The 19,924-nt window shown below is 72.3% G+C and carries 19 protein-coding genes and 1 pseudogene; 12 read left to right on the top strand and 8 right to left on the bottom strand.

Annotation, left to right across the window (positions count from 1 at the left end; all coding sequences use genetic code 11):
• The 4 genes from M8H82_RS31560 to M8H82_RS31545 all read left to right on the top strand — a co-directional run.
• The coding region (locus tag M8H82_RS31560; RefSeq protein ID WP_250078513.1) for an alpha-glucosidase C-terminal domain-containing protein at window positions 1-582 on the top strand (582 nt) is incomplete at its 5' end.
• A 42-nt stretch (window positions 583-624) separates the two neighbouring features.
• Window positions 625-1,992 (top strand): maltokinase, encoded by a 1,368-nt coding sequence (locus tag M8H82_RS31555; RefSeq protein WP_250078512.1) that lies wholly within the window; start codon window positions 625-627, stop codon window positions 1,990-1,992.
• Between the two features lie 5 nt (window positions 1,993-1,997).
• On the top strand, window positions 1,998-4,208 hold the full coding sequence (glgB, locus tag M8H82_RS31550) for a 1,4-alpha-glucan branching protein GlgB (protein ID WP_250078511.1): 2,211 nt from the start codon (window positions 1,998-2,000) through the stop codon (window positions 4,206-4,208).
• A 102-nt stretch (window positions 4,209-4,310) separates the two neighbouring features.
• Entirely contained in the window at window positions 4,311-5,402 is a 1,092-nt protein-coding gene (locus M8H82_RS31545) for a glutamate--cysteine ligase (protein WP_250078510.1), read from the top strand.
• 12 nt (window positions 5,403-5,414) lie between these two features.
• Here the strand turns inward: M8H82_RS31545 and M8H82_RS31540 are convergent, their stop codons facing one another.
• Window positions 5,415-5,648, bottom strand: coding sequence for a DUF6480 family protein (locus tag M8H82_RS31540; RefSeq protein ID WP_250078509.1), 234 nt, complete (start codon window positions 5,646-5,648; stop codon window positions 5,415-5,417).
• A gap of 166 nt (window positions 5,649-5,814) precedes the next feature.
• Between M8H82_RS31540 and M8H82_RS31535 the strand changes: the two genes are divergently transcribed.
• The 4 genes from M8H82_RS31535 to M8H82_RS31520 all read left to right on the top strand — a co-directional run bounded on the left by M8H82_RS31535 (window position 5,815) and on the right by M8H82_RS31520 (window position 11,989).
• Window positions 5,815-7,716, top strand: a complete 1,902-nt coding sequence (locus M8H82_RS31535) for a long-chain fatty acid--CoA ligase (RefSeq protein WP_250078508.1) — start codon at window positions 5,815-5,817, stop codon at window positions 7,714-7,716.
• A 47-nt stretch (window positions 7,717-7,763) separates the two neighbouring features.
• Complete coding sequence (locus M8H82_RS31530) at window positions 7,764-8,195, top strand: ATP-binding protein (RefSeq protein ID WP_250078507.1); 432 nt, start codon at window positions 7,764-7,766, stop codon at window positions 8,193-8,195.
• A 195-nt stretch (window positions 8,196-8,390) separates the two neighbouring features.
• The gene (locus tag M8H82_RS31525) at window positions 8,391-9,758 is read left to right on the top strand and encodes an NAD(P)/FAD-dependent oxidoreductase (protein ID WP_250078506.1); all 1,368 of its coding nucleotides are present in this window, start codon (window positions 8,391-8,393) and stop codon (window positions 9,756-9,758) included.
• Window positions 9,759-9,817: 59 nt separating this feature from the next.
• Window positions 9,818-11,989, top strand: a complete 2,172-nt coding sequence (locus M8H82_RS31520; RefSeq protein ID WP_250078505.1) for an FUSC family protein — start codon at window positions 9,818-9,820, stop codon at window positions 11,987-11,989.
• Between the two features lie 37 nt (window positions 11,990-12,026).
• On the opposite strand, the gene M8H82_RS31515 is transcribed toward M8H82_RS31520, so the two are convergent.
• The 4 genes from M8H82_RS31515 to M8H82_RS31500 form a co-directional block, all read right to left on the bottom strand.
• Window positions 12,027-12,458, bottom strand: coding sequence for a hypothetical protein (locus tag M8H82_RS31515; RefSeq protein WP_250078504.1), 432 nt, complete (start codon window positions 12,456-12,458; stop codon window positions 12,027-12,029).
• A 28-nt stretch (window positions 12,459-12,486) separates the two neighbouring features.
• Window positions 12,487-13,329 carry a DUF1206 domain-containing protein gene (locus M8H82_RS31510; protein ID WP_374211725.1) on the bottom strand — a complete coding sequence of 281 codons (843 nt, stop codon included), beginning with the start codon at window positions 13,327-13,329 and terminating at the stop codon, window positions 12,487-12,489.
• A gap of 59 nt (window positions 13,330-13,388) precedes the next feature.
• Entirely contained in the window at window positions 13,389-14,210 is an 822-nt protein-coding gene (locus M8H82_RS31505) for an ANTAR domain-containing protein (RefSeq protein WP_250078503.1), read from the bottom strand.
• A 63-nt stretch (window positions 14,211-14,273) separates the two neighbouring features.
• Complete coding sequence (locus M8H82_RS31500; protein ID WP_250078502.1) at window positions 14,274-14,675, bottom strand: ATP-binding protein; 402 nt, start codon at window positions 14,673-14,675, stop codon at window positions 14,274-14,276.
• Between the two features lie 145 nt (window positions 14,676-14,820).
• Between M8H82_RS31500 and M8H82_RS31495 the strand changes: the two genes are divergently transcribed.
• From M8H82_RS31495 to M8H82_RS31485, 3 genes are all read left to right on the top strand, one after another.
• Window positions 14,821-15,042, top strand: a complete 222-nt coding sequence (locus tag M8H82_RS31495; protein ID WP_250078501.1) for a hypothetical protein — start codon at window positions 14,821-14,823, stop codon at window positions 15,040-15,042.
• A gap of 45 nt (window positions 15,043-15,087) precedes the next feature.
• Window positions 15,088-16,563, top strand: coding sequence for an aminotransferase class I/II-fold pyridoxal phosphate-dependent enzyme (locus M8H82_RS31490; protein WP_250078500.1), 1,476 nt, complete (start codon window positions 15,088-15,090; stop codon window positions 16,561-16,563).
• A 268-nt stretch (window positions 16,564-16,831) separates the two neighbouring features.
• Window positions 16,832-17,287 carry a cyclic nucleotide-binding domain-containing protein gene (locus M8H82_RS31485; RefSeq protein WP_250078499.1) on the top strand — a complete coding sequence of 152 codons (456 nt, stop codon included), beginning with the start codon at window positions 16,832-16,834 and terminating at the stop codon, window positions 17,285-17,287.
• A 9-nt stretch (window positions 17,288-17,296) separates the two neighbouring features.
• Here M8H82_RS31485 and M8H82_RS31480 read toward each other — a convergent pair.
• A pseudogene (locus M8H82_RS31480) lies at window positions 17,297-17,522 on the bottom strand (MFS transporter); the annotation flags it as partial.
• Window positions 17,523-17,609: 87 nt separating this feature from the next.
• Complete coding sequence (locus tag M8H82_RS31475; protein WP_250078498.1) at window positions 17,610-18,224, bottom strand: LysE/ArgO family amino acid transporter; 615 nt, start codon at window positions 18,222-18,224, stop codon at window positions 17,610-17,612.
• A gap of 69 nt (window positions 18,225-18,293) precedes the next feature.
• Between M8H82_RS31475 and M8H82_RS31470 the strand changes: the two genes are divergently transcribed.
• Window positions 18,294-19,190, top strand: a complete 897-nt coding sequence (locus tag M8H82_RS31470; RefSeq protein ID WP_250078517.1) for a LysR family transcriptional regulator ArgP — start codon at window positions 18,294-18,296, stop codon at window positions 19,188-19,190.
• Here the strand turns inward: M8H82_RS31470 and M8H82_RS31465 are convergent.
• The gene (locus M8H82_RS31465) at window positions 19,187-19,891 is read right to left on the bottom strand and encodes a TetR/AcrR family transcriptional regulator (protein ID WP_250078497.1); all 705 of its coding nucleotides are present in this window, start codon (window positions 19,889-19,891) and stop codon (window positions 19,187-19,189) included. The genes M8H82_RS31470 and M8H82_RS31465 overlap by 4 nt on opposite strands.
• Between the last annotated feature and the right edge of the window lie 33 nt (window positions 19,892-19,924).

Below are 19,924 nucleotides of genomic sequence, written 5' to 3'. Positions count from 1 at the left end.
GCCCTCCCTGGCTCGCCGATCCTCTACTACGGCGACGAGATCGGCATGGGCGACAACATTTGGCTCGGCGACCGCGACGCCGTCCGCACCCCCATGCAGTGGACACCGGACCGCAACGCGGGCTTCTCCACCGCCGACCCCGGCCGCCTGTTCCTGCCCACGATCATGGACCCGGTCTACGGCCACCAGGTGACCAACGTCGAGGCGTCCATGGCGTCGCCCTCCTCGCTGCTGCACTGGACACGCCGGATGATCGAGATCCGCAAGCAGAATCCCGCCTTCGGACTCGGCTCCTTCACGGAACTGCAGTCGTCCAACCCGGCGGTGCTGGCCTTTCTGCGGGAGTACGAGGACGATCTCGTGCTGTGCGTGAACAATTTCTCCCGGTTTGCCCAGCCGACCGAGCTCGATCTGCGCGAGTTCGACGGACGGCACCCGGTCGAGCTCTTCGGCGGGGTCCGCTTCCCGGCCATCGGCGAACTGCCGTACCTGCTGACGCTGGCGGGCCACGGCTTCTACTGGTTCCGGCTCTCCCGAGTCGCCTCCCGCATCGGCCGCCGACACCGAGCGTCCGCCCCTTGAGCGTGTGCCCTTGAGCGTGTGCCGACGAAAGGACGCGTCACCATGCCGAAGACCGCATCCCTCAGACCGAGCCCTCCGGCCGTCGCCGACATCATGGTCTCGCTCGGCGGTCTGCTGCGTCAGTGGCTGCCGCGGCAGCGGTGGTTCGCGGGCAAGGACCGGCCGGTCACCGACCTGGCTCTGTTGTCCATGACCGAGCTGTTCCCGGGCTGTCTGCATCTGCTGGTCCACGCCGGCCATGTCCCGGTGCCCGCCCCCGGCGGCACCACCGCGCCCCCGGCCGGCGACTGCTACCAGCTGCTGCTCGGGGTGCGCGAGCACCCCTCCCCACGCCTGGGCCGCAGCCTCATCGGACGGGCCGACGAGGGCCCGCTCGCGGGTCTCACGGTGTACGACGCCCTGCAGGACCTGCGCTCCGCGCAACTGCTCCTGGACCGGCTGCGGCATCCCGGCGCCGCCGGCCCGCTGCGCTTCGAGTCCTGCTCCCCGGTGCAGGTCCCGTCCGGACTGGCGCCGCGCCTGATGGACGCGGAGCAGTCCAACTCCTCGCTGGTGTACGGCGACGCCTTCGTGCTGAAGGTGTTCCGGCGGATCCAGCCGGGCGTCAACCCGGATCTGGAGGTGCCGGGCGCGCTGGCCCGGCAGGGCTGCCGGCGCGTCCCCGCACCGGTCGCCTGGTTCCGGACCACCCGTCCGTGGGGCGCGACGCTGGGCGTGCTCCAGCCGTTCCTGCGGGACGCGACCGACGGCTGGACGCTGGCGCTGCAGGCGCTCGCCTCCGGTGACGACTTCACGGCGGAGGCCCACCAGCTGGGCCGGGCCACCGCCGAGGTCCACCTCGCGCTCGCCTCGGCGTTCCCGTGCGAGACCCGCAGCGAGAACGCCGTCACGGCCGCGGCGATGACCGAACGGCTGGACTCCGCGGCGCACTGCGTACCGGCCCTGCAGCCCTTCGTGCCGGGCCTGCGGACCGCCTTCGGGGCGCTCACCACCTGCGACCCCGGCCCGCCCGCGCAGCGGATCCACGGCGATCTGCACCTCGGGCAAGTCCTGCGGGCCGGACGGGAGTGGTTCGTGATCGACTTCGAGGGCGAACCGTCCCGCCCGCTCGCCGAGCGGCGCGACCTGCACTCCCCCGTCCGGGACATCGCCGGAATGCTGCGCTCCTTCGACTACGCGGCACGCCAGCGCCGGCCCTGGCGGCCGGAGTGGGCCCGCCGCTGCCGGGAGGCCTTCTGCGCGGGTTACGCGACTGCCGCCGGATGGGACCCACGCAAGAAACACGGCCTGTTGCGCGCCTACGAGACGGACCGGGCCGTGTATGAAGTGCTCTACGAAGCCAGGCACCGCCCGGACTGGCTACCGGTACCGATGGCGGCGATCGAGCGTCTCGCCGTACGAGGAGGCTGACCCCCATGGCGTTGCGCGACACCTCGCTGCCCGAGCCGTCAGGACCCGCCCGGTGCGGGACGGCTCCGCCGCTGGACCCCGACGACCGCGGTCGTCTGCTGGCCGGCGCCCACCACGACCCGCACGCGCTGCTCGGCGCCCATGTCGTGCAGGGCGGGATCATGTTCCGGACGCTGCGCCCGTTCGCCCGCGCGGTGAGCGTGGTGATCGACGGCAGACGCAGACAGCTCACCTCCGAGGGCGACGGCCTCTTCGCCGGCGTGGTACCGCGCCGGAAGAAGATCCCGGCGTACACCCTGCTGGTGTCGTACGAGGACGGCGAGCACGAGGTCGACGACCCGTACCGCTTCCTGCCCGCCCTCGGCGAGCTGGACCTCCATCTGATCCGGGAGGGCCGGCACGAGCAGCTGTGGAAGGCGCTCGGCGCCGAGCCGATGACCCACCAGGGTGTGACCGGCACCCGGTTCACCGTGTGGGCGCCGAACGCCCAGGGCGTGCGGGTGGCCACCGACTTCACGTACTGGGACGGCACCGCGTTCCCGATGCGCTCCCTGGGCGCGAGCGGCGTGTGGGAGCTGTTCCTGCCCGGCGTCGGCGAGGGCACCCGGTACAAGTTCGAGATCCACTCCCGGCACGGCCACCGCTTCCTCAAGGCCGACCCGATGGCCCGGTTCGCGGAGATCCCGCCGGACACGGCGTCCATCGTGCACTCCTCCCGCTACGAGTGGAGCGACGCGGAGTGGATGGCGCACCGCGGGGACGTCCCGGTGCACGTGGCGCCGTTCTCGGTGTACGAGGTGCACCTCCCGTCCTGGCGGCCGGGGCTGACCTACCGTGAGCTGGCCGAGGTGCTGCCGGCGTACGTCAAGGACCTCGGCTTCACGCACGTGGAGTTCATGCCGGTCGCCCACCACCCGTTCTCGGGCTCCTGGGGCTACCAGATCACCGGCTTCTACGCGACCATGGCCCGGCTCGGCACGCCCGACGACTTCAAGTTCCTGATCGACTCGCTGCACCGGGCGGGCATCGGCGTGATCATGGACTGGGTGCCCGCGCACTTCCCCAAGGACGACTGGGCGCTGGCCCGGTTCGACGGGGAGCCGCTGTACGAGCCCGGGGACGACCGGCGGGCCGAGCACCCGGACTGGGGCACCTACGAGTTCGACTTCGGACGGGTCGAGGTGCGCAACTTCCTCGTCGCCAACGCTGTGTACTGGTGCGAGGAGTTCCACATCGACGGGCTGCGGGTCGACGCGGTCGCCTCGATGCTCTACCTCGACTACTCCCGTGACTCGGGCCAGTGGACGCCCAATGTGTTCGGCGGCCGGGAGGACCTGGACGCGGTGGCGTTCCTGCGCGAGATGAACGCCACCGTGTACCGGCGGGCGCCCGGTGTGGTGACGATCGCGGAGGAGTCCACCGCCTGGGAGGGGGTGACCCGGCCCACCGACAGCGGCGGGCTCGGTTTCGGGCTGAAGTGGAACATGGGCTGGATGCACGACTCGCTCGGCTACATCAGCCACGAGCCCGTCCACCGCAAGTACCACCACAACGAGATGACCTTCTCGATGGTGTACGCCTACAGCGAGAACTACGTCCTGCCGATCTCCCACGACGAGGTCGTGCACGGCAAGCAGGCGCTGGTGTCGAAGATGCCCGGCGACTGGTGGCAGCAGCGGGCCAACCACCGCGCCTACCTGGGCTTCATGTGGGCCCACCCCGGCAAGCAACTCCTCTTCATGGGCCAGGAGTTCGCCCAGGGAGCCGAATGGTCCGAGCCGCACGGGCCGGACTGGTGGCTGCTGGATCCCGGCTACAGCGCCGAGCCCGACCACCGGGGCGTCCGGGACCTCGTCCGGGACCTCAACACCGCCTACCTCGCCACCCCCTCGCTGTGGCAGCGGGACACCGACCCGGGCGGCTTCCAGTGGGCCCTCGGGGACGCGGCCGACGACAACGTCTTCGCCTTCCTCCGGTACGCCGCCGACGGCACTCCCCTGCTCGCGGTGTCGAACTTCTCCCCGGCCGTGCGGGAGGACTACCGGATCTGGGTCCCCGAGGGCGGCACCGTCTGGGAGGAGACCCTCAACACGGACGCGGCCCGGTACGGCGGCGGCGACATCACCAACCCGGGGCCGATCAAGCCGGAGGAGGACGGGATCCGGATCACCCTGCCGCCGCTGGCGACGGTCTGGCTGACGCCGTACCCCTCCTGAGGCCCGCGGCGACGCCAGGTGTCCGACTGCCCGGTAGCGGGCAGTCGGGGCGTACGACGAAACCTCGTCGTCATCGCGTCGGGCCATAGAAGGGGTGCACAGGTGCGCACCGTAGGTGTGGAGGAAGAACTCCTCCTGGTCGATCCGGAGACGGGTGAACCGCGGGCCCGGTCGGCCGCGATCATCGCCCGCGCCGAGCGGGAGAGCACGGACGGCCACGACGTGTTCGAGAAGGAACTGCACGACCAGATGCTGGAGTACGCCAGCGAGCCGCAGTCGACCATGGACGGCCTGAGCCGGGAGATCCTCCGGTGCCGCAAGGAGGCGGCGCGGTACGCCGGGGAGCTGGGCTGTGCCGTGGCGGCACTGGCCACCTCCCCGTTGCCGGTCAGCCCGGCCGTCGGCGCGGGCCGGCGCTATCAGTGGATGGCGGAGCAGTACGGCATCGCCACCCAGGAGCAACTCGTCCTCGGCTGCCATGTGCATGTGAGCGTGGAGTCCGACGAGGAGGGCGTCGCCGTCATCGACCGGATACGGCCGTGGCTGTCGGTGCTCGGCGCGCTGAGCGCCAACTCGCCCTTCTGGCAGGGCAAGGACAGCGGATACAGCAGCTATCGCAGCCGGGTGTGGCAGCGCTGGCCGTCGGCCGGTCCCACCGAGGTCTTCGGGTCGGCCGAGCGGTACCACCAGGTCGTCGCGGACATGATCGACACCGGGGTGATCCTCGACCAGGGGATGGTGTATTTCGACGCCCGGCTCTCCCGGAACTTCCCGACCGTGGAGATCAGGGTGTCGGACGTGAGTCTGCACGCGGACACCCCCGTCCTGCTCGCCAACCTGGCCCGCGGCCTGGTGGAGACCGCGGCGCGGGAGTGGCGGGCGGGTGTCGAACCGGCGCCGCACAGCGTCAGCGTGCTGCGGCTGGCGGCCTGGCAGGCCGCCCGGGCGGGCGTCACCGGGGAGCTGCTGCACCCCGTGACCATGCGGCCCATGCCGGCCCGCGCAGTGGTGCAGGCCCTCCTCGACCATGTCGGGGAGGCGCTGGAGGACCACGGCGACCTCGACCGGGCCCGGACGGGCGTCGCCGAGCTGCTGGAGCGCGGCAACGGCGCCCGGGTGCAGCGCGAGCTGATGGAGCGCACCAGCAGCCTCCGGGACGTGGTCCTCGAGTGCGTCCGGCGCACTCAGGACTGAGGCGGTGCCGACTCACACCATGAGGATGATGGCGTAGGTCAGGAAGAAGGCCGCGCACAGCACGGCGAGGACGAGGATCACGAGCACGGGCCCCGTGGCCCAGCCCTTGGGCGGGTTGTGCGTCTCACGCGGGCCCGCCTCGGGCATGCTGCTCTCCGCAGGCGGCGTTTCGCCGGGTGGTACCGAACCGCCCGGTTCCAGACCGGTGGTGCGCTCGGGCTCCGGATCAGGGTTGATGTGGTTCATGCCCCCCGAGTCCCCCGATCTCGCCGAGATCATCAGTACCGGCGGATCAGCGTCGGCGGACTTGTCGGATTCCGGCGCGGTTCGCTCGTACCTCGGCTAGATTCGAGCACCGCCGATAACCCTCCTCGTCGGTGGCGTCACACCGTGTACACGACAGGAGCTGCGCATGCGCGACTTCGCCCCGGCTCCCTCCGTCTCCGCGCCGCCGGGCGGCGGACTCGCCGACAGCATCTTCGAGCGGGCCCTGCTCGAGCCCACCTTGCCGATGCTCGCGCGCCGCCTGCCCGGTTCCGCCGAGTGGACCGAGATCAGCGCGGTGGAGGTGCGGGACACGGTGGTGGAGGTGGCCAAGGGTCTGGTCGCCTCCGGGATCGCGCCCGGCCACCGCGTGGCGATCATGGCGCGCACCCGGTACGAGTGGACGATCTTCAGCCACGCCCTGTGGGCGGTGGGCGCCGAGGTCGTGCCCGTGTATCCGACCTCCTCGCGGGAGCAGGTGGAGTGGATCCTCCGGGACGCCGGGTGCGTGGGCGTGGTGGTCGAGGACGAGCAGTCGGTGATGACCGTCGGCTCGGTGTGCGCCTCGCTGCCGTTGCTGCGGCATGTCTGGCAGCTGGACGCGGGGGCACTGGACCAGCTGGTCGAGCGGGGTGCCTTCGTCCCGCTCGCCGCGGTCGACTCGCTGCGCCGGATCGTGCTGCCGGACTCCACGGCCGTCATCTCCTACACCTCCGGCTCCACGGGCCGCCCGCTCGGCTGCGCGCTGAGCCACCGGAGCCTGGCGAACGGCTGCGACACCCTGCTGGAGGGCTGGGGGCACCTGGTGGTGCCGCCGGGAGGACAGGCGTCGGTGCTCGCCTTCCTGCCGTTCTCCCATGCGTACGGGCTCATGGTGCAGGGGCTGTGCGTGCGCGGCGGGATGCTGATGGGCCACGAGTCCGACCCGGGTGGGGACTCCCTCGCCTCGGCGCTGCGCTCGTTCCGGCCGACGTACTTCTGCGCCGTCCCGTCGGTCTTCGAGAAGATCTACAAGAACTTCCTGCGCTCCGCCCGCCAGTCGGGCCGGGGCGCCCTGTTCGAGCGGGCCGCCGACACCGCCCGGGACTTCGCCGCGGCCGTGGAGCGGCACCGGCTCGGCGAGGGGCCGGGACCCGGCTTCGATCTGCGGCTGCAGCACGCGCTGTACGAGCGGACGGTCTACCGCGGGCTGCGCGGCGCCCTCGGCGGCCGGGTCCGCCGGGCGACGTCCGGCGGCTCGCCCCTGAACAGGGAGATCTCCCTGTTCTACGAGGGCATCGGCATCTACCTCAACGACGGGTACGGGCTCACCGAGACCGCCGGCGGGGTCACCGCCCAGCCGCCGGGCCAGGAACGGTCGGGAACGGTCGGCAAGGTGCTGCCCGGCATGGACGTCCGGGTGGCCGACGACGGGGAGATCCTGGTGCGCGGACCGTCGGTGTTCCAGGGCTATGTCAACGACGAGGCGGCGACCCGGTCCGTGCTGCGCGGCGGCTGGCTGGCCACCGGGGACCTGGGGATCCTCGACTCCGACGGTTATCTGACGATCACCGGACGGAAGAAGGACGTCATCATCACCAGCAGCGGCAAGAGCGTCGCGCCCGCCGCCCTGGAGCAGCGCCTGCGAATGCACCCGCTGATCCATCAGGCGGTGGTGGTGGGCGACAACCGGCCCTGTGTGGGGGCGCTGCTCACCCTGGACCCGGACTTCCTGGCGTACTGGCGCGGCACCCTGCAGCCGCGCTCCGACCCGCGCAGCCGGGACGCCCGGGAGGAGAACGCCCTGCGGGAGGAGATCGCGCGGGCGGTGGCGGCCGCCAACAGCACGGTGTCGCGGTCGGAGTCCATCCGGGTCTTCCGGGTGCTGCCGGAGCCGTTCGACCTCAGCAACGGACTGCTGACGCCGTCGATGAAACTGCGCAGGGACGCTATCGTGCGGCACTACGCATTGGAGATCGACGCGATGTACCAGGCCCGCGCCCGGACCCGGCGGCAGCCGGTGCCGGACGAGTCGGCGGTGTGGGACGACGCGGACAACGTCTTCCGGTGACCTGTGCGTAGGTCGCGGCGAGCGGGGAAGCCGGACAGCGCAGGTGCATGGGGGGAGAGACGGACGACGACACCTTGGCTGGACAGGACATTGCAGACCGTCTCGTCCGCTTCGCGGGGGCGCTGGCGGACGTGACCGAGGCACGCATGGCCGCGGAGGCATACCTCCGCGACCTGGCGCGGGTCTCGCCACCCGCCGCGCCCGACCACCGGGACGACATCCTGCTGGTGGTCACGGAGCTGGCGGCGAACACGGTGGAGTACGCCCCCGGCCCGTTCGAGCTGCGCTTGAGCAGAGCCTTCGACGGTGTGCACGTCGTCCTGCGCGACACCAGTCCGACACCGCCGGCTCCGCGTGCCTTCGATCCGCATCGCGGCGGCCGCGGGGTCGGCTGGTATCTGGTGCAGAGCCTGAGCCATCAGGTCGGCGTCATCACCCATGAGCGGGGCAAGGACGTTCATGTCTTCCTGCCGTGGTGACTGCGCGGCCGATCTTGGGGAACCCAGTGTGCCCGAGGTCCCCGCGGGGCAGTGTGGCTCAAACATGTCGTTCATCTGCCTGCCGCACCCGACTGGCGGAGCGGCCGGGAGCGCGGTGGGATCGATCAGGTGCGAGGCAGCGATCCAGGGGCAGGCGAACGACGTCGTATCAGACCGCCTGGAGCCGCAGAAGGGATGAACACCGTGACACGACCCAGGATCCTGGTGGTTGGCGCAGGCTTCGCCGGAGTGGAGTGTGTGCGCCGACTGGAGCGCCGGCTCGCCGCCGACGAGGCCGACGTCACCCTGGTGACGCCGTTCGCCTACCAGCTCTACCTTCCCCTGCTTCCCCAGGTCGCCTCCGGGGTGCTGACGCCCCAGTCGATCGCGCTCTCCCTGCGCCGCAGCCGCAAGTACCGCACCCGGATCATCCCGGGCGGTGCCATCGGCGTGGACCTCGCGGCCAAGGTGTGCGTCATCCGCACGATCACCGACGAGATCGTCAACGAGCCCTACGACTACATCGTGCTGGCTCCCGGGAGCATCACCCGCACCTTCGACATCCCGGGTCTGACGGACCACGCGTTCGGGATGAAGACGCTCGCCGAGGCCGCCTACATCCGTGATCACGTCATCTCGCAGCTCGACCTGGCCGACGCCAGTCAGGATCCGGCGGAGCGGGAGTCGCGCCTGCAGTTCGTGGTGGTCGGCGGCGGTTACGCGGGGACCGAGACGGCCGCGTGCCTGAACCGGCTCACCCGGGCCGCCGTCAAGCGCTACCCCCGGCTGGATCCCGGCCTGATCAAGTGGCACCTGATCGACGTCGCCCCGAAGCTCATGCCCGAGCTGGGCGACAAGCTCGGCCGCAGCGCCCAGGACGTCCTGCGCAAGCGGGGCATCGAGATCTCGCTGGGGGTGTCCATCGCCAAGGCGGGCCCGGAGGAGGTCACCTTCACCGACGGCCGGGCGGTGCCCACCCGCACCCTGATCTGGACGGCCGGGGTCGTCGCCAGCCCGCTGATCAAGACCCTCGGCGCGGAGACCGTCCGGGGCCGGCTCGCGGTGGCGGCCGAGATGAACCTGCCCGGACACGACGGCGTGTTCGCGCTCGGCGACGCGGCGGCGGTGCCGGACCGGGCCAAGGGCGAGGAGGGCGCCGTCTGCCCGCCGACGGCCCAGCACGCCATGCGCCAGGGCAAGGTCGTCGCCGACAACGTCGTCGCGACGCTGCGCAACCAGCCCATGAAGCCGTACGTCCACAAGGACCTGGGCCTCGTGGTCGACCTCGGCGGACGGGACGCGGTGTCCAAGCCGCTCGGGGTGGAACTGCGCGGCCTGCCCGCCCAGGCGGTGGCCCGCGGCTACCACTGGTCGGCGTTGCGCACCAATGTCGCCAAGACGCGCGTGCTGACGAACTGGGTCCTCAACGCCATCGCCGGCGATGACTTCGTGCGCACCGGCTTCCAGGCCCGCAAGCCCGCCAAGCTGAGGGACTTCGAGTACACGGACGCCTATCTGACGCCGGAGCAGCTGCGGGAGCACGTTGCGGAGGGTCGGGGATAGCCACCGGTTCGGGGCGGGCACGACTGCGGGACCGGGTCGCGGCATCGGACCCGGGGCTGTTGCGGCTGGCCGCGGGGCTGCGCACGGTGGCCTCGATCGCGCTCGCCCTCGCCGTGCTCGCCCTGATCGGCGCCGATGTGCCGCATCTGGTCGCGGGCGCGATGGCGGCGATGGTGTCCACCTTCGCCGTACGGGAGAAGCAGCGCGGCCCGCAGGCCGTCACGCTCGCCCTCGGCCTGCCGGTCGCGCTCGCCTCCGTCACCCTGGCCGCGCTGCTGCACTCCCATGTCGTCGCCGGTGATCTGTTCTTCGTCGCGCTGATCTTCGGTGCCGTGTACGGCCGCCGGTTCGGCGACCGCGGTACCGCGCTCGGGCTGATCGCCTTCCAGCTGTACTTCGTGTCCCTGTTCGTCGGCGCCACCGTCGCCGACCTGCCCGAGCTGTACGTCTCGGTGGTGACGGCCGTGGTGTGCAGTGCCCTGGTGCGGTTCGCGCTGGTGCCGGAGACCCCGGCCGGGACGCTGGAGCGGCTGCGCGAGGCGTTCCGGGCCCGGCTGGCACAGCTGGTGTCGGCCCAGCTCGAGCTGCTGGACGCGGGGCCCGGGGAAGCGGACCGGGCGCTGCACAGCGTGCGCGAGGGCACGGCGCGGCTGCACGAGACGGCACTGATGATCCAGGGGCGCCTGGAGGAGGGCACGGCGGACGAGGCCACGGCCCGGCTGGTGCAGCGGCGGGTGGCGGACGCGGAGATCGCCGCCGAGCGGCTGGGCCTGCTGCTGCTCACCGCCCGCAGCGCCGAACGCACGGACACCCTGACCCTGCACCTGCCCGGCGCGCCCGTCCCGACGGCCGGACGGCTGCCGGTCCGGGACCAGGCCGCCGACACCCTGCGCCGGGACCTGCGCGGCCTGCAACTGCTGGTCCAGCACCCGGGCGGCACCGCGCTCGCCCAGGTCCGCAACCGCCTGCTGTCCTACCGGGACGAGGAGAACCTGCCCGGGGCCTCCCCGGCGGTGCAGGACGCCTTCCGCGGAATCGGCGAGGCCGCCCGGGCCGTCCTGGGGCTGCGGACCGCGCTGGACGGGCCCCAGGACGAGTCGGACGACACCCCGTCCACCGCCAGGTCCCGCGAGGAGCTGGACGCCGAGGACGCCGCGATCGACGGCGCGCAGGACACCGCGGCGAAGGAAGAGGAGGAGAGGGGGCTGCGGAGGCCGACGACGCGGGCCGCCGTGCAGGTCGCCGTGGGCTCGTCGCTGGCCATCGTCGGCGGGGAGCTGCTCTCCAGTCACCGCTGGTACTGGGCGGTACTGACCTGCTGGATCGTCTTCCTCAACACCTCGTCCACCGGCGAGATCCTGGTGAAGGGCTACCGCCGACTGCTGGGCACGGTGTTCGGGGTGGTGGCCGGCATCGTGCTGGCGGGGCTGGTGGGGCAGCACACCTGGACGGCGTTCGCCCTGGTGCTGGTCTTCGTGTTCCTCATGTTCTACACCGCGCCCCTGTCGTACACGCTGATGTCGTTCTTCGTGACGGCCGCGCTGGGGCTGCTGTACACCCTGCTGCACACCTACAGCCTGTCGGTGCTGGTGCTGCGGATCGAGGAGACGGCGCTCGGGGCGGCCTGCGGGGTGTTCGCGGCGGCGCTGGTGCTGCCGGTCAACACCGGCCGGCGGACCGACGACCTGCTCGGCACCGTGCTGGAGCGGCTGGGCGAGGTCACCGGGGCGGCCGTGGAGCAGCTGAGCGGCGGGCCGCCGGCGGAGCTGCTCGACCAGGCGCGGGACCTGGACCGGGCGCTGGCCGATCTGCGGGCGGCGACCAAGCCGCTGACGCACCCGGTGACCCCGCTCAGGGCCCGGCGCGACACCGCCCGCTATGTGGTGGCGTTGCTGGAGACGGCGGCCTATCACGCGCGCTCGCTGGCGGCGACCGCCGAGCTGCTGCCCACGCATCCCTCGATCGCGGCGGACCCGCGGCTGCGCGGGGCCGGGCGGCGCATCGCGCACAACATCGAGGCCATCGCGGCGCATGTCGCCGACGAGCGGGCCGGGGACCGGGTGCAGACCGGTCCGAGCATCGCCTCGCTGCTGGAGCCCGACGTGCCGGGCAGCAGCCGGTACGGCCGGGTGACCGACCGGGTGCTGCGGCACCTGCAGCGGCTCGACGAGGTGGTGGTGGGCCTGGCCCGCCCTCTGGGGGCACCGGTCGGCCCGGCGGACGGCGGGTAGGCCCTGCCGTCCGGATCGGACCAGGACCCGGCGCTGGTCAGAAGTCGGTGGGCAGGCCGCTCGCCTCGGCGATGCCGCGCAGTTCCTCGTCGTCGTGACGGCGGGTGCGGATGTAGGAGGCGATCTCGTCGAGGCGGTCGGGGTCGGAGGCCGTGGCCGAGTCGGTGACCACCCGGACCGAGCCGGTGTCCCCGAGGTCGATCTCGACGACCTCGTTGTCCATCCGGCCGGTGACCGCGGTGGCGATCACCAGGGCGGCCTGGTCGCGGATCTCCTGGGGCAGCTGCTCCTCGCCGTCGTCGTCCAGGGCGAACTCGGCGGGTGGCAGCCGCCGCTCGTCGATGGCCCGCAGCACGGGTTCGACGACGTCGAGCAGGCGATGGTAGTCCTCGGTGTCCATTCGGGCGCGCAGCAGGCCGAGGTAGATGTCCACGGGCCGGCCGTCGGGCGAAAGCTCGTAGTCGTTCATCTGCCCCGCGTTCCCCTTATCCGGCGTCTCAGACGCGTCGCCGGGCGGCCATCATGAAGGAGAACAGGCCGAACAGGACCAGGCCGAAGGCGACGGCGGCCAGCAGCCACGGGCCGAGCCCCGTTTCGGCGAACGAGCGCAGGGTGTCGTCCAGGCCCTTGGCCTTGTCGGGTTCGTAGTCGACGGCGGCGCGTACGGCGAAGCTGCCCAGCGCGGCGAACACCGCGGCGCGCGCCAGGCCGCCGCCCACTCCCGTGACGTCCGTCAGCCGCTTCGCGGTCCGGGACATCTCGCCGAGCTTGAGATCCTTGCGGTACTTGCGGCGGATCGCCTGGACGCCGATCCACACCCCGGCGATCACGATGCCCGCCCCGCCCGCCCCGACGATCCACTGTCCGACGGGCAGCTCCATCGCGGTCGCGGTGATGTCCCGGGACTGCTGGTCGGCGGAGCCGCCGCTGTCGCCCTTGCGGCCGCTCGCCGCGAAGCGCAGCACGGAGTAGGCGACGAAGCCGTAGAAGAGACACCTGCCCGCGGACAGGAGGCGCTTGTGGGGCTTGTGGCCCTTGGGTCCCACGCGGCCGAAGAGCGCCTCCGAGAGCCGCCACAGGGCCATGCCGACCAGGCCGATGCCGAGGGCCCACAGCAGGACGGAGCCGAAGGGCTTCTCGGACAGTTCGGCCAGGGCACCCTGGCGGTCCGCCTGGCGGCGCCGGCCGCCGAAGGCGATCTGCAGGGCGAGGGCGCCGACCAGCAGGTAGATCACCCCGCGTGCGGCCAGTCCCGCCCGGGCGGCGCCCTCGGTCATCGAACCGGCGGCTTTCGACCCGGAGGGGGTGCGACCCGCCCCGACCACGGCACTCATGTTCATCAGATCCTCCCGGACTCCTGATGCCCCGGTTCGGGCGGGGCTCACGTCGAAAGCCCGGTTCAGCGCCGCCTGCTGCGGCGGCCGAGGGCGTGCAGGTGCTCCAGGGCGTCGAGGACCACGGTGCGGTCGTACCAGGCGAGCCAGCGGCCCGCCTGGGCGCCGACCGCCTCCAGCGCCTTGAGCTGGGCCGCCGTCATGTCCTTGAGCAGTCCGTCGAAGTGCGCCGAGACGATGCCCAGGCACTGGCCGGACGCGGTGGCCAGCGGCACGCTGTGGCAGGCCCTGCTGCCCGAGGCGAGGATCGCCTCCCGGGCCTGCTCGGTGAAGACCGGGTCAGCCTCCACGTCGTGCACGCTGACCTGGGCGACGTCCTGGGCCGCCCGGGCGCACGCGGTGCCGTCGGCGCCGACGTGGGCGAAGAAGTCGAGGAAGTCCGCGGTGTGCCCGGTGTGCTTCTCGATCCGCAACCCGCCCCGGGCGCGGTCGGCGAGCTGCACATTGCCCATGCCGGTGTCCGTCACGGCGAGCGTCTGGCTCAGCACGGCCGCCAGGACGGCGCCCCGGGTCTCGCTGCCGGTGTCCCGGGCGGCCGGGAAGGTGAGGGGCGGCTCCACGGTGCGGGCACGGCCGGTGAACCACAGGGCCGCGCGCTCGTCGGGCCGCGGCAGGATCACCAGGGCCTCCGCGAGGGTGCGCATCCGGACGTTGTGGTGCTGCGAGGCCCGCCGCATCAGCGAGAACGCGCTGTCCGCGTCGGGCAGGGCGTAGCGCTCCTGCAGCAGGCCCTGGGCCTGGGCGATCAGCGGATGGGTCAAAGCACGGGCGCGCAGGTCACGCAGCTCGGCGCGGAGCCGCTCCAGCTCTCCCTCGGTGTCGGTCATGGAACTCCTCAGGTCGGTCGAAACCGCGCCTGCCCCCGTCGTTCCGCCGTACACGGAGGATTTTCACAGGAGCGGCACCAGGGCGCTGATGCGCTTGCCGCCCGTCGGCAGCAGCGATACCTGCACGTCACGGGCGAGGCGGCACACGATCCGCCAGCCGTGGCCGCCGAAACGGCGGGGCGTTTGCCGCTCGCCGGGTTCGGTGACCACCGGCAAGCGGTTGCTGAGGTCGCTCACCGAGACCCGTACGCCGGGATCGACGAGATCGACGCGGAAGTCGGTGACCCCGCCGCCGTGCACGATGGCGTTGGTGGTGAGTTCCGAGGCGACCAGCAGGGCATCGTTGACCGCCATGCGGTCGGGCGCCGCGCCGGTGGCGCGGCAGTGGTCGGCCACCGCGCGTTCCACGGCCCTGCGTGCCTGGGCCGGTTCGTTCACGGACTGTGTGCTGTGCTCCCCGCGCATCATCTGACTCCGTGGTCGGTATCGAGGGGCGCGCTCCCCCGGGCGCCTTGCGTTCCCTCCCTTCGGCTCGCCCCTGCTGGGCAGGTCAAACCTCCCGGTACCCGACCGGACGCTCGAATCGGTCCGCACGGGGTACGCGGAATCCATGACCGATGTCGTGGACTCAGACGAACTGCTGCGGCGCATCCAGCGCGCCCGGACCTGCGCGCGGCAGGAGGAGCAGGACTGGCGGACCCGGAGCGTGGATCTGCGGGCGAGCGACCCGGACGCCGCGCGGGACGCCGCCGTGCGCGTGGTCGCCTACGAGGCCGTGCTGCGGGTGCTGGACGAGATCGTGACACCGGGCGCGCATCCGCACGAGCCCTGAGCGGGGTGCCGATTGGCCGCCGCCGTGCCGGGAACCCGATCGCGCATGAAACGCGATCACGAGCGAGCACCGGTACTGGAGGCCCTGGCCGACTACCACCGTCAAGGACGGACGTCGTTCTCCCCGCCCGGGCACAAGCAGGCCCGCGGCGCGGATCCGGCGGTCCGGGAGATCCTCGGGGACGCGGTCTTCCTCGGCGATGTCCTGGCCTCGGGCGGTCTCGACGACCGGCTCACCCGGGGCCGGGTGCTGGAGCGGGCCGAGGAGCTGATGGCCGATGTGGTCCACGCCGACCACACGTTCTTCACCACCTGCGGCTCCTCCCTGTCCGTCAAGGCGGCGATGCTGTCCGTCGCGGGCCCGCACGAGCGGCTGCTGATCGGGCGGGACGCCCACAAGTCCGTGGTGTCGGGGCTGATCATCGCCGGGATCGAGCCGGTGTGGGTCGAGCCCCAGTGGGACGCCGAACGGCATCTCGCCCATCCCCCGTCGGCGGCGGACTTCGACCGCGCCTTCGACGAGCACCCGGACGTCAAGGGTGCCCTGGTCACCAGCCCCACGCCGTACGGGACCTGCGCGGACCTTCAGGCGATCGCCGAGGTCTGTCACCGCAGGTCGAGGCCGCTGATCGTGGACGAGGCGTGGGGTGCGCACCTGCCCTTCCATCCGGATCTGCCGACCTGGGCGATGGACGCGGGCGCGGACATCTGCGTGACCAGCGTGCACAAGATGGGCAGCGGGCTGGAACAGGGCTCGGTCTTCCATCTCCAGGGCGACCTGGTGCCGCCCCAGCTGCTCAAGATGCGCTCGGACCTGCTCAGCACCACCAGCCCCTCGGTGCTGATCTACGCGGGTCTGGACGGCTGGCGCCGCCAGATGGCGCTGCGCGGCAAGGACCTGATGGGCGGTGCGCTGGACCTCGCGGCCCGGTTGCGGGAGGACATCGAGCGCCTCGACGGCCTGCATGTCAACGACCGGGACGACTTCTGCGGCGCCGGCCTCGCGGACGATCTCGATCCGCTGACCGTCACCATCGAGGTCGACGGCCTCGGCATCACCGGGTACCGGGCGGCGGACTGGCTGCGCCAGCACCGGGAGATCGACGTCCACCTCAACGACCACCGGCGGATCGGCGCGCAGATCACGCACGGGGACGACGAGGAGACGACGGGTGAGCTGCTCGCCGGGCTCAAGGATCTCGTGGCGGCGGCGCCGGAGCTGCGGCCGGTGCCGGGGGTGGAGGTGCCGCCCCCTGCCGAGCTGCGGCTGGAGCAGGCCGAGCCGCCGCGGGACGCCTTCTTCGGGCCCGCCGAGGACGTGCCGGTCGAGGAGGCGGCCGGCCGGATCGCGGCCGAGATGATCACGCCGTATCCGCCGGGCATCCCGGTCGTGCTGCCCGGTGAGCGACTGACCGAGCCGGTGCTGCGGTACCTGCTCACCGGCCGGGACGCGGGCATGAATCTGCCGGATCCGAGCGATACGAGCCTGGAGACGATCCGGGTGACGGCGGACCGGGAGTGAAACGGGTCACGTGACCCGCTGCGGGTTTCGCAGGGCGACCCGAGATGGTTTACCGTTCATCCATACGTGGTCGCGGGGTCGATGTGAACCGTCCCCCGGACCCCGCATACGGCCCTGGCTGGCTTCCCCCGTCCAGCCAGGGCTTTTTCATGCCTGCGGAAATCTCCACCGGTTCTGTAGTCCGTCAAGGTGCTCTTCGCCTCGGCAGCGGCTGAAATGGGCGTAGGGAAAGCCCCGGAACCCCGACGCCGGCGAGGAGCCCCGTGTCATGACCAAAGCGACCAAACTGCTGACCGCCCTTCCCCCGCCCCAGCGCAGCCACCTGATGACGGCGGCCAAGGAGGTCTCCTTCCCGGAGGACGCCCGCATCTTCGAGGCCGGCGGCACCGCCGACCGGTTCTGGGTGATCCGCTCCGGTGCCGTGTCCCTCGACCAGCAGGTGACCTCCGTGCAGCGGGTCACCGTCGCCAGCCTCGGCTCCGGGGATCTGCTCGGCTGGTCCTGGCTGTTTCCGCCGTACCAGTGGGACTTCGGCGCGGAGGCGTTCAGCCCGGTGCGCGCCTACGAGTTCGACGCCGCGACCGTGCTCCGGCTGTGCGAGGAGGACCAGCAGCTCGGGATGATCCTGGTCCGCACGGTCGCCGAGATCCTGGCGCACCGGCTGGAGATGACCCGGGGCAAGCTCATGGAGCAGTACGGGATGCGCCGGCGCAGCGCCCTGTAGGCGTCGTCGGACCCGGTGGCGGCGCAGCGCCGGGACGGCGAGGGCGGGGCCGAGCATCGCCGCGACGACCAGCAGGCCGCCGCCCGCGACGGCTTGGGCGCGCGCCGCAGGCGGAGCCCGCCGTGCCGTGCAGCACATCGGCGAGGCGCGGCCCGCCCGCGGCGACAAGGGTGAAGACGCCCTGCGTCCGGCCGCGCATCTCGTCGGTGGCGGCGGACCGCAGGATCGCCCCGCGGACCGCGCTGTGTGCGCCCTGGTGCCGGAAGCCCGTGGACACCGGCGAAGAATGGCACCGGCCCACGGGAGTTCGGGGTGAGGGATCTCAGCTTCCGAGGATCAGTGACGCACCGAGGACGAGCATCATCGCGGCGACCAGGCCGTCGACGATCCGCCAGGCCGCGGGACGGGCGAGCAGCGGGCTGAGCAGCCGGGCGCCGTAGCCGAGCGCGGTGAACCAGCACAGGCTGGCGAGGACGGCGCCGAGCCCGAACGTCCAGCGCAGGTCGCCGCGGTCGGCGGCGACGGAGCCGAGCAGGAACACCGTGTCGAGGTAGACGTGCGGGTTGAGCCAGGTCATCGCCAGACAGGTCAGCACCGCCCGGCGGCGCGAGCCCGTGGCCTCCCCGTCCGCCTGCAGCGCACCGGCCGGGCGAAATACGCGCCGGGCGGCGAGGACGCCGTAGGCGATCAGGAACGCTCCGCCGATCCAGCCGACCGCCGTCAGCGCACCCGGCCAGGCCACCACGATCGCGCCCACGCCGCCGACGCCGAGGGCGATGAGCGCGGCGTCGGACAGGGCGCAGATGCCGACGACGGCGAGGACGGTGTCACGGCGGATGCCCTGGCGCAGGACGAAGGCGTTCTGGGCGCCGATGGCGACGATGAGCGAGAGGCCGGTGCCGAAACCGGCGGCGGCTGTGGCGAGTGCGGTGGGCATGACGTCGACGCTAGAGAGCCCGCGGCCTTGTGTACAGCTAAAGATTCTTACGTACCATTAGCTCTCGTGATGATGACGGAGCTGCCGCTGGACCACGTGCGGACGCTGCTCGCGGTCGTGGACGAGGGCACGTTCGAGGCCGCCGCGGCCGAACTGCACGTGACGCCGTCCGCGGTCAGCCAGCGGGTGAAGGCGCTCGAGCAGCGCACGGGGCGCGTGCTGCTGGTGCGGACCAAACCGGTGCGCCCCACCGAGTCCGGCGCCGTCGTCGTGCGGTTCGCGCGCCAGCTCGCCCGGCTGGAGCGCGACGCGCGGGCCGAGCTGGGCATGGGCGGCGCGGAGGCGGAACCGACCCGGGTGTCGGTGGCGGTCAACGCCGACTCCCTGGCGACCTGGTTCCTCGACGCCCTCACCCGCGTGCCGTCCGACCCGCGGCTCTGCTTCGAACTGCGCCGCGAGGACGAGGCCCATACGGCGGCCCTGCTCCGGGAGGGCCTGGTGATGGCGGCGGTGACCTCCGCGGCCGAGCCGGTCACCGGGTGCTCCGTACGCCCGCTCGGCAGGATGCGGTACGTCGCCGCGGCGAGCCCCGGTTTCGTCGAGCGGCATCTCGCCGGACCGCTGCGGCAGGCGCTGCCTGCAGCGCCGGTGGTGACCTTCGACCGCAGCGACGAACTCCAGGACACCTTCCTGCGCCGGTTGCGCCGGGACGGCGCCGGTGCGGTCCGGCACCGGATCCCCACGTCCGAGGGGTTCCTGGCGGCCGTCGAGACCGGCCTCGGCTGGGGCATGGTCCCGGAGATCCAGGCCGGCCCCCGACTGCGGGACGGACGGCTCGTCTCCCTCGCCCCGGAGCGGCCGCTGGACGTACCGCTGTACTGGCAGCAGTGGAAGCTGGACTCCCCCGCCCTGGCGACGCTGGCGGATGCGGTGGCGACGACGGCGGCCGAGGTGCTGGACGCCTAGCTCTCGCCCTCCAGCCGGGCCTGCGCGCTGTCCAGGAGCATCTCCAGGGCCGTCGGATAGGCGCTGGTCACCATGCGGGTCGCCAGCAGGGGGGCCGCCTCGGCGATGCGGGGGTGGGTGGTGCGGGGCAGCCGGGCGTACGTGGAGCGCCACATCGCCTCGTCGGCGCGCAGCGCGGCGCTCGGCAGGGCCAGGGAGGCGGCGTCGAGGGCGGCGAAGGCCAGGGTCTGGTCGATGAAGGCGTGGTAGATCCGGACCGTCTCGGGCAGCGGGAAGCCGGCGGTGCGCAGGACGTCCAGCACCGCCTCGTCGGCGGCGAGTTCGTTGGCCCGGCCGGTGACGCGGTTCGTGGTGAGCAGGGCGGCCTGCGGATGGGCGACGTAGGCCGCGTGGATCCTGAGCCCGACCGTCCTGAGGTCCGCCCGCCACTCCCCCGTCGGCCGCCAGCCGCGCAGGGCCTGTCCGATGAGCGCGTCGCCGATCGCGAGGGTCAGGTCGTCCATGCCGCGGAAGTACCGGTACAGGGTGCTCGGATCGGCGTCCAGGGCCAGCCCCAGGCGGCGGGCGGTGAGCCCGGCGCTGCCGTGCTCGCGCAGCAGGCGCAGGGCGGTGTCCACGATCAGCGCCTCGGACAGCACCGTGCCGCTCTTGGTCGGACGGCGCCGGCGCCGCTTGTCCTCGGGGACCACTGGTTTGGGCACGTCCGCCTCCCGCCTTATGCCAACGCCATTGAC

The organism is Streptomyces sp. YS415 (assembly GCF_023544665.1).
GTDB lineage: Bacteria > Actinomycetota > Actinomycetes > Streptomycetales > Streptomycetaceae > Streptomyces.
The sequence above is the reverse complement of the archived record's forward strand: the minus strand, read 5'-3'. Positions and strand labels throughout refer to the sequence as shown.